Source organism: Marinomonas epiphytica, from assembly GCF_054780655.1.
Map to the genome: position 1 here is coordinate 41,157 of NZ_BAAGVX010000016.1, position 14,936 is coordinate 56,092.

General features: G+C 41.4%; 11 protein-coding genes. 5 read left to right on the top strand and 6 right to left on the bottom strand.

The window, feature by feature from the left end; all coding sequences use genetic code 11:
- Positions 1 to 47: 47 nt before the first annotated feature.
- Positions 48 to 2,870, bottom strand: coding sequence for an excinuclease ABC subunit UvrA (gene uvrA / locus ACYVGZ_RS04830; protein ID WP_460751982.1), 2,823 nt, complete (start codon positions 2,868 to 2,870; stop codon positions 48 to 50).
- Between the two features lie 157 nt (positions 2,871 to 3,027).
- On the opposite strand from uvrA, the gene ACYVGZ_RS04835 reads away from it, so the two are divergent.
- Entirely contained in the window at positions 3,028 to 4,386 is a 1,359-nt protein-coding gene (locus tag ACYVGZ_RS04835) for an MFS transporter (RefSeq protein ID WP_460751984.1), read from the top strand.
- 32 nt (positions 4,387 to 4,418) lie between these two features.
- Complete coding sequence (gene ssb, locus ACYVGZ_RS04840; RefSeq protein WP_460751987.1) at positions 4,419 to 5,111, top strand: single-stranded DNA-binding protein; 693 nt, start codon at positions 4,419 to 4,421, stop codon at positions 5,109 to 5,111.
- 177 nt (positions 5,112 to 5,288) lie between these two features.
- Here ssb and ACYVGZ_RS04845 read toward each other — a convergent pair whose 3' ends face one another.
- Positions 5,289 to 5,420: a hypothetical protein gene (locus ACYVGZ_RS04845; protein ID WP_460751990.1), complete on the bottom strand. Its 132-nt coding sequence runs from the start codon at positions 5,418 to 5,420 to the stop codon at positions 5,289 to 5,291.
- A gap of 515 nt (positions 5,421 to 5,935) precedes the next feature.
- Positions 5,936 to 6,703, bottom strand: coding sequence for an endonuclease/exonuclease/phosphatase family protein (locus tag ACYVGZ_RS04850; RefSeq protein WP_460751993.1), 768 nt, complete (start codon positions 6,701 to 6,703; stop codon positions 5,936 to 5,938).
- 306 nt (positions 6,704 to 7,009) lie between these two features.
- Between ACYVGZ_RS04850 and ACYVGZ_RS04855 the strand changes: the two genes are divergently transcribed.
- Entirely contained in the window at positions 7,010 to 7,420 is a 411-nt protein-coding gene (locus ACYVGZ_RS04855; RefSeq protein ID WP_460751995.1) for a DUF6088 family protein, read from the top strand.
- The gene (locus ACYVGZ_RS04860) at positions 7,386 to 8,339 is read left to right on the top strand and encodes a nucleotidyl transferase AbiEii/AbiGii toxin family protein (RefSeq protein ID WP_460751999.1); all 954 of its coding nucleotides are present in this window, start codon (positions 7,386 to 7,388) and stop codon (positions 8,337 to 8,339) included. Before ACYVGZ_RS04855 ends, ACYVGZ_RS04860 begins: the two co-directional genes overlap by 35 nt.
- 322 nt (positions 8,340 to 8,661) lie before the next feature.
- On the opposite strand, the gene ACYVGZ_RS04865 is transcribed toward ACYVGZ_RS04860, so the two are convergent.
- The 3 genes from ACYVGZ_RS04865 to ACYVGZ_RS04875 all read right to left on the bottom strand — a co-directional run bounded on the left by ACYVGZ_RS04865 (position 8,662) and on the right by ACYVGZ_RS04875 (position 13,755).
- Positions 8,662 to 10,812, bottom strand: a complete 2,151-nt coding sequence (locus ACYVGZ_RS04865; protein ID WP_460752002.1) for a DEAD/DEAH box helicase — start codon at positions 10,810 to 10,812, stop codon at positions 8,662 to 8,664.
- A 1-nt stretch (position 10,813) separates the two neighbouring features.
- Complete coding sequence (locus ACYVGZ_RS04870; RefSeq protein WP_460752004.1) at positions 10,814 to 12,490, bottom strand: dsDNA nuclease domain-containing protein; 1,677 nt, start codon at positions 12,488 to 12,490, stop codon at positions 10,814 to 10,816.
- A gap of 806 nt (positions 12,491 to 13,296) precedes the next feature.
- A complete protein-coding gene (locus ACYVGZ_RS04875; protein WP_460752007.1) occupies positions 13,297 to 13,755 on the bottom strand; it encodes an Lrp/AsnC family transcriptional regulator in 459 nt (152 codons plus the stop codon).
- A gap of 126 nt (positions 13,756 to 13,881) precedes the next feature.
- Between ACYVGZ_RS04875 and ACYVGZ_RS04880 the strand changes: the two genes are divergently transcribed.
- Positions 13,882 to 14,778, top strand: a complete 897-nt coding sequence (locus ACYVGZ_RS04880) for an EamA family transporter (RefSeq protein ID WP_460752010.1) — start codon at positions 13,882 to 13,884, stop codon at positions 14,776 to 14,778.
- The last annotated feature ends 158 nt before the right edge of the window (positions 14,779 to 14,936 follow it).

A 14,936-nucleotide genomic window follows, 5' to 3' on the forward strand; every position in this document is an offset into this window, starting at 1 on the left:
GACACTAAGAGAGTCGGCTTTATAATAAGGCTATTCAGCGCCTCAGATCATCCTAGCATTGTTTTTAAGAAGCGGCCCGTATGTGACAATTCTGACTTCGCAACGGCTTCAGGCGTGCCTTCCGCAATGATGTAGCCACCACCGCTGCCGCCTTCAGGCCCAAGGTCTACAATCCAATCCGCCGTTTTGATCACATCAAGATTATGCTCGATAACCACCACGGTATTGCCATGATCTCGTAGACGATGTAGAACTTTTAGCAGCTGTTCAATATCCGAGAAGTGCAAGCCCGTGGTTGGCTCATCCAATATGTACAAAGTGCTTCCTGTATCTCGTTTGGAAAGCTCTTTGGCCAGTTTTACCCTTTGCGCTTCACCGCCCGAGAGGGTCGTAGCGGCTTGTCCAAGGCGAATATAGCCTAAGCCAACATCGATTAGAGTTTGCAGCTTACGGGCAATGCTAGGCACAGGGTCAAAGAATTCACGAGCATCTTCAATGGTCATTTCTAAGCATTGATGAATGTTCTTACCCTTATATTGGATTTCTAGTGTCTCCCGATTATATCTGTGTCCTTTACAGACATCACAAGGTACATACACATCTGGTAAGAAGTGCATTTCTACCTTTATTACACCGTCACCTTGGCAGGCTTCACAGCGTCCGCCTTTCACGTTAAAACTAAAACGACCTGGTTTATAACCCCTTGAACGGGCTTCCTGTGTGGCTGCAAAGAGTTCGCGCATTGGGGTAAAAATACCGGTATAGGTAGCAGGATTTGACCTTGGTGTGCGGCCAATTGGGCTTTGGTCTATGTCCACGCACTTATCAAATAAATCTAAGCCCTCGATACGCTCATGAGGCGCTGCTTTTAATGTGGTTGCTCCATTCAGAGCGGTCGCAGCCAACGGGTATAGAGTACCGTTTATGAGTGTTGATTTACCTGAACCAGATACGCCTGTGATACAGGTCATTACGCCGACTGGGATATTTAAGGTAACGTCGTTTAGGTTATTACCTTTTGCCCCAATTAAGCTCAGCGACTGCTTGTTTTTGGCTTGATGACGAAGCGCTGGAATGTCTATCCTACGTTTACCCGTCAAAAACTGTCCGGTGACCGATTCAGGGCAATCCATAATGTCTTGTGGTGTACCGCTCGCAATGATCTGACCACCATGTACACCTGCGCCAGGGCCGATATCCACAACATGGTCGGCAATGCGAATGGCATCCTCATCGTGCTCCACTACAATCACCGTATTACCTAAGTCACGTAAGCGTGTCAGTGTGGCAATTAGGCGTTCGTTGTCTCGCTGGTGTAAGCCAATGGAAGGCTCGTCCAGAATGTACATGACACCGACTAAGCCTGCGCCGATTTGACTTGCTAGCCTGATTCGCTGAGCTTCTCCCCCTGATAAAGAGTCGGCTTTACGATCTAGGGTGAGATAATCCAAACCTACGTTGACTAAAAAAGTGAGGCGGTCACGGATTTCTTTCAGAATTTTAGAGGCGATTTCACCCCGCGCTCCAGCCAGCTCCAAGTTTTCAAAATACTTCAAACACTCGGCAATAGGATAAGTCACAATCTCGGGCAAGGTTTGCTCAGCAATGAAGACGTTGCGTGCAGCGCGATTAAGGCGTGAACCATGACAGTCAGGGCAGGCGCGGGTACTAATATACTGAGACAGATCATCTCGAACCGAGTCCGACTCAGTTTCATGGTAGCGGCGCTGTAAGTTTGGAATCACACCTTCAAAGCTATGTGAGCGCGTCATTTTATCGCCACGCTCATTGATATACATAAACTCTATTTTGTCTTTTCCAGAGCCTTGTAAGATGCGCTGTTGAAACTTCTCTGGAATGTCTTTGAAAGGCGCTTCAATATCAAACCCATAATGCTTAGCAAGTGCCGTAAGCTGTTGATAATAATAAATACTGCGTCGGCCCCAGCCGCGTATCGCGCCTTCAGCGAGGGTTAAGTTTTCGTCTTGTATGATACGCTCTTGATCGAACATCTGGTGGGTACCTAGACCGTCACATGTCTGACACGCACCATTCGGGTTATTGAACGAGAACAAACGGGGCTCTAGCTCAGTTAAACTGTATCCACAAACAGGGCAGGCAAATTTGCTAGAAAAAATATGCACATCGTCTTCGTCGTCCATGTTTACGACTTTTGCGATGCCGTCTGATAAACCAAGGCAAGTCTCAAAAGATTCAGCCAAACGTAATTGTAGATCTTCGCGTACTTTAAAGCGGTCTACGACCACTTCAATGGTGTGTTTCTTGTTTTTTTCTAGGGCAGGGGCGTCATCAAGGTCAACGACAATGCCGTCAATGCGTGCCCTAATGAATCCCTTTGAAAGAAGCTCATTGATGGTGTGTAAGTGCTCACCTTTGCGATCTTTTACAATGGGAGCCAAAAGCATCATCTTGCTGTTCTCGGGTAGAGAAATAATTTTGTCTACCATTTGCGAGACCGTTTGTGCTTCTAATGGCTCGCCATGGTCAGGACATCTTGGCTGTCCTGCCCGTGCAAACAACAATCGTAAATAGTCATAGATTTCGGTAATAGTACCTACGGTAGATCTAGGGTTGTGCGAAGTGGACTTTTGCTCAATGGAAATCGCCGGTGACAAGCCCTCAATATGATCTATGTCTGGTTTTTCCATCATAGACAAAAATTGTCTGGCATACGTAGACAAGGATTCTACGTAGCGGCGCTGTCCTTCAGCATACAGGGTGTCAAACGCCAAGGAAGACTTACCAGAGCCTGATAAGCCGGTAATGACTACTAACTTATCCCTTGGTATATCAAGGTCCACATTCTTCAAATTGTGGGTGCGGGCGCCACGTATCGTAATGGTATCCATGTTTCTCCAATGTAAATTTGGATGACAGTTAAGTCTTATATGTTACTCTAATTACTGTCTATTTTTACAGTAGTTGAAATGGAGCTTCAACGGTATTTTTTGTAATATTACCATCTTTCTAATTTAACCCTTTTTTATTGGCCGGTTTAAACGCCTTATGAATGCACTCGAACGTCGTTCCGTTCTCGCGTTAGCATTAATCTACTTGTTTCGTATGCTGGGCTTATTTCTGATCATGCCTGTGATCAGCGTAGCTGCCGATGGCATTAACGGAGCTGACGCAGCCAAAATAGGTTTAGCGATTGGTATTTATGGTTTTACCCAAGCGTTGCTGCAAATCCCTATGGGAATGTGGTCTGACCGTATTGGCCGTAAACGAGTGATTTTAATTGGCTTAGTTTTATTCGCTTTAGGCAGTTTAATCTGTGCCAACACAGACAACATAATGACCCTCATTTTAGGGCGTGCTGTACAGGGAGCAGGCGCAATTGCCAGTACCCTAATGGCATTATTGAGTGATGTAACGAGAGAGCAGAACCGCACCAAAGCGATGGCGACTGTGGGCATCAGTATTGGTGCTTCTTTTATGCTGTCATTAGTATTAGGGCCTTGGCTCTTTGCACAGTTAGGCCTGTCGGGGCTGTTTTACCTATCGTTTGTATTCTCTTTATTAGGCATGGGACTCATTGTATGGGCCGTACCAAACTTGGTTCAGCATGCTTTTCGACGTGACACTAGCCCAAGCCTTGTGGCACTGGGGCGAGTTTTAAAAGATGGTCGATTAAGGTTTTTAAACATCAGTGTGCTTTTATTGCATGGTAGTTTAACAGCCTTATTTTTAACCATTCCAAACCTTTTAATAGAGCAGTTTAACATTCCGCTGAATCAACATAGTTGGATTTACTTAGCCGTCATGGGTTTTGCTTTTGTAGGTATGGTACCATTAGTTGTTTTGGCTGAGAGTAAAGGCCACATGAAAGCCGTATTGGTTTTTGTGTTGTTGCTGATGGCCCTGAGCGCTGTATTGTTGCAGTGGGTAGCCTATGTATGGATGCTTGGCGTCTTGCTGTGGTTGTATTTTATTGCGTTCAATACCCTTGAAGCGACCTTGCCATCTTTGATCAGTAAGCTGGCCCCAGTCGGCTACCGTGGAACCGCAATGGGAGTATTCTCAACCCACCAATTCATGGGTTCCTTTTTAGGCGGCTTAGTGGGTGGCTGGTTGTTACAAAATTATTCAAATGACGCTGTTTTTTGGACCGTGGGTTTACTATTCTTCGCTTGGACTGTGGTATGTTTTATACAACCAGCGCCAAGACAATTGAGCAGTATTGCCTTCAGTGTGAGCGATCCGAGCCAAAGTGCCATCACCACGTTGACTGCGAAACTCTCACAGGTCCAAGGAGTGGAAGACTTGCAAGTGTTTGCCGATGAGCAAACCGCTTATCTTAAAGTAGATAAGAAAAAACTAGATAAAGACGCGTTGCGCCAAATCGCACCGCAAATACACATTTAGAGAACATTCAGACAAGAGTTGGAGAAAACGTCATGGCACGTGGAATAAATAAAGTCATCTTAATTGGTAATGCAGGTAACGACGCCGAAGTGCGCTTCATGCCTTCAGGTGCCGCTGTGGCGAATGTAAACCTTGCGACATCTGAAAGCTGGCGCGACAAGCAAACCGGCCAAATGCAAGAGCGTACCGAATGGCACCGTGTTGCTTTTATGGACCGTGGTAATTACCGCCTAGGTCAGATTGCTGGCGACTACATCAAAAAAGGATCCAAAGTCTACGTAGAGGGTTCCCTGCGTACACGTGAATGGGAAAAAGACGGCATCAAGCGTTACACCACAGAGATCGTAGCCAACGAAATGCAACTGCTTGATGGCCGTAACGACAACGGCATGGGTGGCCAACAAGGTGGTTACGATGCTGGTGGTGCACAAGGTGGTTACGCAAACAGCGCTCCACAACAACCGCAGGGTGGCTTTAATCAAGCGCCTCAGCAACAAGCACCACAACAACGAGCGCCACAGGGTGGCTTCAACCAACAGCCAGCACAAGGCGGCTATGGTCAGCAACCACAACAACCTGCACCGCAGCAAGCCGCTCCACAATCATTTGGTAGCTGGGGCAACAGTGCACCGCAACAACCAGCACAACAACCTGCTGCGAAGCCAGAGCAAAAACCACAGCAAGCACCGAACTTTGACGACTTCGACGACGATATTCCGTTCTGATCAAAGACAAGTTAGAAGATGTAAAAAAACAAAAACGAAAGCCCCGTATAACGGGGCTTTTTTTATTGTCGTGATTACCACGAACAACGTAGGGGGCGTTAGGCCGGAGGCCGTAATGCACCGCTGGGAACGCAGTTCCCATAACGTAAACAAATGAGCCATCGACCAGCATATGCTCTACCAACCACTACCCTGTACTTTGAAGAGAAAAATATCCACCAACTCGTAGGGGGCGTTAGGCCGAAGGCCGTAATGCACCGCTGGGAACGCAGTTCCCATAGCGTAAACAAATGGACCATCGACCAGCATAGAGCTCTCCTAAACGTGCCTGTCCTACCAACTATTGCCCTGTACTTTGAAGAGAAAAATACCCACCAACTCGTAGGGGGCGTTAGGCCGGAGGCCGTAATGCACCGCTGGGAACACAGTTCCCATAACGTAAACAAATGAACCATCGACCAGCATAGGGCTCTCCTAAACGTGCCTGTCCTACCAGCCACTGCCCAGTACTTTGAAGAGAAAAATATTCACCAACTCGTAGGGGGCGTTAGGCCGGAGGCCGTAATGCACCGCTGGGAACGCAGTTCCCATAGTGTAAACAAATGAACCATCGACCAGCATAGAGCTTTCCTAAACGTGCCTGTCCCACCAGCCACTGCCCTGTACTTTGAAGAGAAAAATATCCACCAACTCGTAGGGGGCGTTAGGCCGAAGGCCGTAATGCACCGCTGGGAACGCAGTTCCCATAACGTAAACAAATGAACCATCGACCAGCATAGAGCTCTCCTATACGCTTGCCCTACCAACCACTGATAATTAAAGCTTTAATTGGCCGCTAGGCGCATGCACATAGGGCGATGATCACTAAACTTGAGCCATTCTTCGTTAGGAAATTCTAGTTTAGATCTAGACAAAAGGTCTTCCGAAACAAAAATGTAGTCTATATGGTAAGGTTTACTTTCATTACGATGAAGGTAAAAGGTGGGTTGGGTCTCGCGACCTTGTTCTTCGTTGTAAATTTTATGATAAAGGCTCATGACTTTTAAGTCTGCTAGCTCTTTTATAACATCCGAGTGATTCCACCATCGGTCGGGTTTATCCCACTTCACGTTGCTATTGAAGTCGCCCGCAATAATCGTTTTTCTATTAGACAACTCTTTTCTGTGAATTTGTAGGTACTTCCAAAACTGTCCCATATAACCAAATACATCATCTCTACCACCTTTCGTCCATACGCTCAGCAATGTATGTTCATTGTTAATGAGTACGGGCATAAACAGTCTTAAATGGTTTGAGTGCCATGTTAAGGTTGGGCTCTTGCTGGTTAAGCCTTGTATAGTAAAAGAGCCTTGCCAGTCTAACTCTTGGATCGTATTCTCGTTTCTCGCGAAAACCCCAATGCCTTTGTTTTTGGATTCGCCTTTCCATAGATATTGACTGCCAGCCCAAGCTTTATACGCCTCTGTTGAGCGTGCAGGGTCTTCACATTCCTGTATAACAAGAATATCCGCTTCTAATTTATTTATAGGGTCAAGTTTGTTTCTAAACCCTCCATTACAATTCCATGTAATAATGTTCAGGCCAGTCTTCAATTAACGCTCCTTGTGAAGGTTAGAATGGGGTCACCATACGAATTTTTAGCATGAGCTGTCAAAAGTTCTACTCTCATACATAACTAACTCTTCGCAGTTATCGGGCTGTTGGCTTTGGCGTGTTTGAGTACCACGAGAGTACGAAAGTATTTCACGCTGTCGTCTTTGTGTAGCACTCGGTTGGTGAAATCATCGAAGGCTTCCATGTCATGGGGCTTACTTGTGTAGCCCTTTTAATTGTCGTATATTTGTTAATCAATTTGTCGTATGTTTGTATCTTTGGTGATTTTCAGAGGAGGACTTTAGATGGCTACCAAAACCCTTAAAAGCAAGGTTAATTATCGTATTATCCGAAGTAAATCTGATGTCTTTACGCCTAGTGATTTTTTTGACCTTTCTGATAGAGACCAGATAGGAAGAGCATTAAGACAACTTGTGTCTGAACAACGTTTGATTCGTTTTGGGCAAGGCTTATACGCAAAAACGAAAGTATCTAAATATACTGGAAAGGTTTTGCCAGTCAGACCTTTAACAGATTTAGCAGTAGAAGCTTTAAATAAATTAAATGTTAAGGTTGTAAGCTCAAAAGAGCAGACGCAATACAACCAAAATCAAACCACTCAAGTGCCAACTGGTCGTGTTATAGCGGTTAAGGGGCGAGTAACAAGACGTATGAGCTTAAATGGATCAACAATTAAGTATCAACGTGTCTCATAATATTCCAGAACCGGATCTGATTCAGGAAGTAGCCTCGCATCGCAATGTAAGTGAGGCTTTTATTGAAAAAGATTGGTTTGCCGTTCAAGCATTAAAGCTAATATCTTCAAATATTTCTGAGGTTGAAAATATCCAAACGATATTTTCAGGCGGCACTAGCCTTTCAAAGGGGTATGGACTGATTCAAAGGTTTTCTGAAGACCTCGACTTTCGTTGTCACTACCTAGGCTCACTTTCACAGGGACAGAGACGCAATGCCAAAAGGGAATTGAGAACGTGTTTGATACGCTCACTAAGTATCGAAAATTTTTTAACGTTCAATGAAGAGCTTCTACAACAAAGTGGAAAATATTTTAAGTTCCCTCTTAGTTACCCTAAAAACACATCTACCCATGACGCTTTAAGAACAGATCTAGAGCTAGAATTTAGTTTTACTCCTCCTAGTCTACCTCCTGTCTTAAAACCAATTATTTCTATGGTAAACGAATACTTAGGTGAGCCTGCCGAAACAAGTATTGCGTGTATGCAACCAACTGAAATAGGTGCAGACAAACTCAGTGCTTTAACCTGGAGAGTACTCAAACGTGACAGAGACAGTGAGAGCGATGATCCTACTCTTGTCCGACATATTCATGATTTATGTGCGCTTGAACAGGAAATTTCACAGCATGTACCACAGTTCAAATCGATTGCTATTACTTCGTTTGAAGGCGACCAAGAGATAGAGAATCGTGATGTGAATGGTGGTTTTGTGGATAGTATCGGTATCATGATAGACAGACTAAAATCAGACTCCTTGTATGCTCAAGAGTATCGTCAGTTTGCAGAAGCAATGTCCTATGCTGATGATGACCAACAGATCGTTTTTGAGAAAGCCATCTTAAGTTTGGAAAGAATAGCTTCTTATATTTCTAGCTGAGATGCGACAGCAAGGTTATTTCTTATTTGTGTTGATTCAACTCTGACCCATTTTATTCATGCTGGTGGTGCACAGGGTGGTTACGCAAACAGCGCTCCACAACAACCTGCTGCGAAGCCAGAGCAAAAACCACAGCAAGCACCGAACTTCGACGATGATATCCGTTCTGAGACTTGTGGTTTAAGCACCAAAATAGAAAGCCTCGCAATTGCGGGGCTTTTTTTGATTGGGAGATTGAATGTGTGTTCGTTATGGGGGTAAATCGCAGTAGAGGAGCTGTTAATTTAACTCTGCCTCGTTTTATTATTTAATTGATATCTCTTTAAATTATTGATTTTTTAATAAATGATTTTTCTAAGTTGGTAAAATATTTGAACTTACAGAGATAAAGCCTTAGATATCTGAGAATTACTTCTATTTTGACGTCATTAAACCGCTCCGCATTAAGTTTTTCAAGAGTTTGAATTGGAATCCCCATTTCTTCCAATGCTGTAAAGACAGAAGGAAGATGGCTGTTTTCAAACAAATGCATCAAGTATCCAAAATCAGCACCTTTACCAGCATTCGTCGGAAAGTATGTGAAGTTAACAAGATCTTGAAGTAAATTTAATGCTCTTGGAACTGCATGCTGAAATATATTTCTTAGAATGGATAGTTCAATTTCTGTGCGATCTGAACGTTCATTAACATCGCCATGAGTATTGTAAATATCACAAATACGGGAGCTTAGATAATCTTGATGAGATTTTGCGAATATATAAGAAGAAATTCTATGTCTTAAAATATTGTTATCTTCGTGCTGAATTCGTAATCGTTGCAAGGGCGCTGATTCAACAAGTTTTAAGAATTTTACAATAATAGTCAAACTTGAACTATCTACTGTTTTTGGGCTGATCAAATTGTCTATACTAGTTCGCTCCAAGTCCTCAACAAAATCTAACGCAGCTAAAAGTTTTTGAATACTGTAGGCAGAATTACTCTTTAGTAATTCTAATGGTAATCTAAAGTCATTAATAAACGTAGAAAAGCCCTCTGTACTTTCTTCAGAGAAGTGTTCATTTTGAATTCCAGCTAGTAGGTTCATAGGCGTATTACTACCTTGTAGACCTAATGGAACATCAACAGAGCGAGACTCAACATCGTTCGCTGGGATTCTCTCAAGGCAAAAAACATTTCCAATAAGGTGTTGGTTCATTCTGCCAGATCTGCCTGCTATGTTGTTATGTGTAAATTTGTTAATTCCTTTGTTTGCGTTTCTGTTGTCGTATATTATGACATTTTCTGCAACAGTATTTACGCCTTCTATAATGGTTGAAGTACACAACAGTACTCTAATTCTATGCGTATTAAACAAGTCTATTGTTTTCTGCTGAATCGCGCGAGGAAGAGTCCCATGATGTATACCAATTCCACAAGCTAAAGCTCTGTGATAAATCCACTCTTTACCATAGTTTTCCGCAACCCAATCTAAAAAGTCTCTAGGGATATTACTGGGCAACTTAATGTTTTTATTTAAAAAATTAGCAAGCTTAGCCGCTGAGTTTTGCCCTCTACAATATATTAAACATTGCCCATCGTATTTACTCAGTATACTTTTAACAACGTTATTCTTTTCTAGGTAATTGTCACCGCCAATATTATATTCATTTAAGTTCAAAGCTACTGTGTTGAATTCTGATGGGATAAAAACGTAGTTCTTGTTTAAGTTTCCAAGCCCTCTAACACTATCTATGTGAGGACCAATCATGTAAAACTGCTTGGATATAGTTAATAATTTACTTAAAGCTATATTTAACGCTATTGCTCTCGAATCATCATCACTCTCTTGGTATGCCAACTTATAAAATTCATCGATAATGAACAAGTCTATATTTTTAAGATCGTCACGTTCATTCACTCTTTCTTGCGTAAGAATAAATACTACTTTTTTTCTTGTGATAGCTTGAGAGCCGTGAAATATGATTTGATAATCATGGTTAAACTTTTCGAATATACGTCTACGTGTTTCATCGATTAAAGCAATCGTAGGAACAACAATCACAACTTTGTTATATCTTGAGCTAGCTATCAGAGAATCGATAATAACGCTTTTCCCCATACTTGTAGGGGCACTAAGAACAACATTTTGCCTAGATAGCAACAAGTTAAGAATCTTTGCCTGCATCGCGTGATAGACAAAGTTCTTATCAAAGCTACTTCTATTTAACTCAATTAGCAGCTTATGTTCGTCACTAACATCAGCAAAGTGCTTGTTTAAATAAGGGTACAAGCCTGACTTTCTGACTAGATTTTTTAATAGTTTCTGATAAAGATAAAAATGTTTTTTATGAGCAAGTGCACGGATAACCATTTCTCGTCCATCCTTTTCATAAAATGAATTGGACAGGTAGTTATTGGCTATTTTTAAATATTCAAAAGGCGTAAGTTCTTTAGAAAGTAAATTCTCATAATTTTTATAAGCTAGTTTTTCCATATCAGCTAACCTCAAATTCTTTTTGAGCAGTTGTTAAAAGGTTGTCTACGGAAGGGATTGGATAAAGATAAACATCGATATGTAAATCTTGCATAAAATCGTCTTTGTCAATTAAGCCATCAATCAGTCTCGCAAACCTTATGTATACTTCGTCAATTATTTTTTCTTGGTAATCATCATCTAAATCTGCACTCTTACAGCTTAAATGCTCAGACTCGTATCCAATAAAGAATACAAAATGAAAACTATCTAAGCATTCGTCAATTGATGTAGTACTTAGAAGTAACTTATCTATATCATGGCTAACTAAAAAACGATCTTCTTTGACATCGAGTATTTTGGCTTTTTTTTCAGCAAAAGCGTCGGAGTTTAATAAAACGAAAAAGTCATCAACAATTTCTGCTAGACGACCTTCAAAGTCATCTTTAACGAAGTAGCTAAACCCCATCCACAGCTGATCTTCTGAATGGTCTCTAATAACGATATGGACGTTTTCGAAACAGGTTTCTTTATCATCATCAACATATAGGTAAGCTGGAATTGGTTGACTGCCCGTCGTAGTCCGAATGACTGAGTGAAGAAGTACATGAGCAACCATTTTTGACAGCGCGCCAATGTTTTTATCTATTCTTTTCGTATATTCCTTGATTTTTGCTTCAAAGTTTTCTGGTCGAATGTCCGCTAACTCACTCGGTGTAAGTAAAACTTCGGGCAACCACTTTTTTATTGACTTTGCAATATGATCATATCGGTAACGCCGCATTTCATACTTGCCTTCTAAACCAGAGCAACTTTTATCGCCCACAAATGATTTATCAGCATAGATATCTGTTCTAGATGTAAATTCTCTTAACACTGCTTGCAATTCAGATGTGCTTTTAGTGTATATTTTGACGTTATTTGATGAGTTTTTCGTAATAGTATCTAATTCTTTATAAAACCAATCGAAAAAATCATGCCTTGAATAACTTTTATCTCTTACAGAATAAATTATCCGAGAAATAGCACTTTTTTTAGTTAGAGTGTTTAGAATAGAGTTTAAAATAACGTCACAATCTCGATCAATATTAAGCATATAACCTTTACTGCAAGCAGACTGCAAAATCATTTTTCGACACTCTAATTCTAAGTGTTCAGGTGCAGGTATAACTTCCCAAGTGGCATTATCTAACCAATACTCTACATCATTACCATTGGGGGATTTATAATCGGAAATCTTCTTTTTTAATTGGGCTAAAAGCTCACTACGACCTGGTTTTCCGGGTCTTGCGTGAAATGGGGTTTTCAAAAAAATTAGAGGCTTTAGAATATCTCTTGGAGACAAAATACGAAATTTACTGCGTTTGCTGGTGTCGTTATCACAGTTCATTGATTTGTGTAAGATAGAGTCGTTATTACGGACTTTTTGCTTTTTACGCTGTTTACCTGTTGGCTCTACATATTTATAGCTAGGCTCTGTGAATTCTTTTAAAGTCCACTTTCTCTCTGCATCAGTAGTTTTAACTTGGACATACTCTATATAGTCTTGATAAACAACATCAATGTCGTCGGTCACTTCACACTGTATCGAGATAATACTCTTATCCATTAACATCTTTAATAAAAAGTATGCCGCAGCGTAGTCTTGGTATAAAAAGCCTTTTTTAGCACCAACTCCACCGCTATCACTTTGTTCCATGTTTTTTTGCTCCTAACTTGCTACTATATTTCGATCAAATTCAACCGACATCAAGTAGAGATTTTTACCAATGAGTAAGGCTTTCTATTTTTAAACGCTATACCTGTATCCGCTCTTAATCTGATACATTTTTAAAAGTCTAGAGTGAAATTGTGATTCTAATAATTTTCATCACAATCAATAGTTTATCTGAACAGTATAAGTAAGTTAAGCTAGCATGCGCTAGGCAAAAAAACAATTAGTACAATTGAAGTGAGAGAGGGTTTTATAGTTTTGCCTTTTGTAAAATATGGAAAAATATTTTATTTTTTCAATAGGAACCAAATAGGTAAAACCTGACTTCAAATATGAAGGGCTTAGGTGTTTAGTTTACTGCTTATGGAGTAAATAGCTTTCTCTAGGACTTTACAAATAGATTATGAGAATGCGTTCTATCATGCTATGAATCGTAGAAGGGGCGTGAAAAGAGTGCATAATTTAAATCTATGATAACTAAGAGCTTGTGGTACTAGTCTTCAACAACTACAAGCAAAGTATCATTCATATTACCAAAATTTCATATACCATTTATAATCCCAGTTCTTAAACACGAACCTTCAGCCATAAGCAGGTTAATTGCTATATAGAGTTTAAATGAGGGGTGGAACTAAATAGCATGTGTAAATAGTGGTCAGAGTAAAATTAAATCACTCATCATCTTTATACGAGATAAATGGCTGAGAGTAAAATTCGCATTCTGGTTTGTTTTACTTCCCTTGTTTAGATAGACCGTAAAGCCTTCGTTCTCTTACTGTATTTGTGAGCTGTTACCCCGCCGGCGGAATAGGGCTGTTGGCTTTGGCGTGTTTGAGTACCACGAGAGTGCGAAAGTATTTCACGCTGTCGTCTTTGTGTAGCACCCGGTTGGTGAAATCATCGAAGGCTTCCATGTCGGTAGACAGCACTTGCAGCACCACATCATGATCCCCTGTTACACACCAAGAATCGAGTACTTCCGGTTCTTTGTTAACCCGTGTGAGAAAGCTATTAATAATGGCACTGTGGTCTCTTTCGAAGGTGACCATAACTAACATACTTAGGGGCCAGCCCATGGTCTTGGGTTTCACAATGGCCATTTCCCGTTCTATGACACCGCTACTGCGAAGTTGCCTTACTCGGCGGTAGCAGGCGGGTTCAGATAAACCAACTTTTTCTGAAATAGATGCCATTGAAGCTTTGGCGTCTATTTGCAGCTGTTCAAGAATCTTCTTATCTAAAGTGTCCATCAGTTGTTGCCCTTTTGGTTCGAAAATTTGATAAAAATTATCAAAAACAGAGAAATAATAACTTAGAAAAGCCTGTTAAGTTGATAAATTTTATCTCATTCATTTTGACTTAAAAGAGATCAACTCATGACGACAACTTCCTCTTCATTCAGGCTTGTGGTTTCGATCACCGCTTTACTTATCGCCATTGTGTCCATTACCGCTGGAGCTGCATTGGCCAAGTCTATGTTCTCTGTCTTCACACCAGAAGATGTCACTGTGCTGCGTTTGTCGGTATCTGCGGTGCTACTATTCATTTTATTAAAAGCTTGGCGCGTACGGCCAACCCGCAAAAGTTTATCCACCGTGTTTGCTTATGGGCTAGCGGTTGCTGGCATGAATTTGTTTTTCTACCTGTCAATTAAGACAGTGCCAGTGGGGGTGGCATTAGCCGTCGAGTTAATAGGTCCTTTGTCGGTGGCTGCGTTTTATTCTCAGAAACGCTCTGATTATTTGTGGGTGCTATTGGCTGCAACGGGCATTTTTTTGTTATTGCCTAAATCCGCTCAGGTAGAAAGCCTTGATGTAACCGGGTTGTGTTATGCCTTGGTGGCGGCATTTTTTTGGGGCGCTTACATTGTGATGGGCAAGAAAGCGGGGGAGCACTTTGGCAGCAAAGCGCCATCGTTAGGTTTGATATGCGCCTCACTGATGGTGATGCCAGTAGGGAACTCTGATTCAATATCACAAATATTAGACATGAATTTATTTCTTTTTGTGGTTGTGATTGCCATGTTGTCCAGTGCTATTCCTTTAATGCTAGAGATGTTTGCACTGCGTAATTTACCCACAAACGTCTATGGTGTTATGGCAAGCGGTGAACCCGTAATGGGAGCCATCGTGAGCTTTTTTATTCTAGGTGAGCAATTATCTGTACAGCAATGTTTGGGTGTTGGGGCTATCGTTGTGGCTTCAATGGGGATCGTACTATCACCTTTCGCCACGAAACCAGCTTTACAGCATGAGGCAAAGGCCAAAGGGTAGAATTTTATTTGTATGACAAATTAATTGAAAAGCGTTAAGATTACTCAATAAAGCATGGGTCTATGCTGATTTTAATAACAATATCGCACAAACCTAACAACCATGCCGATGACGCTTTTTGAGTAAGCTTAGACGCTGAAAAATGATTTTTAGGTTTG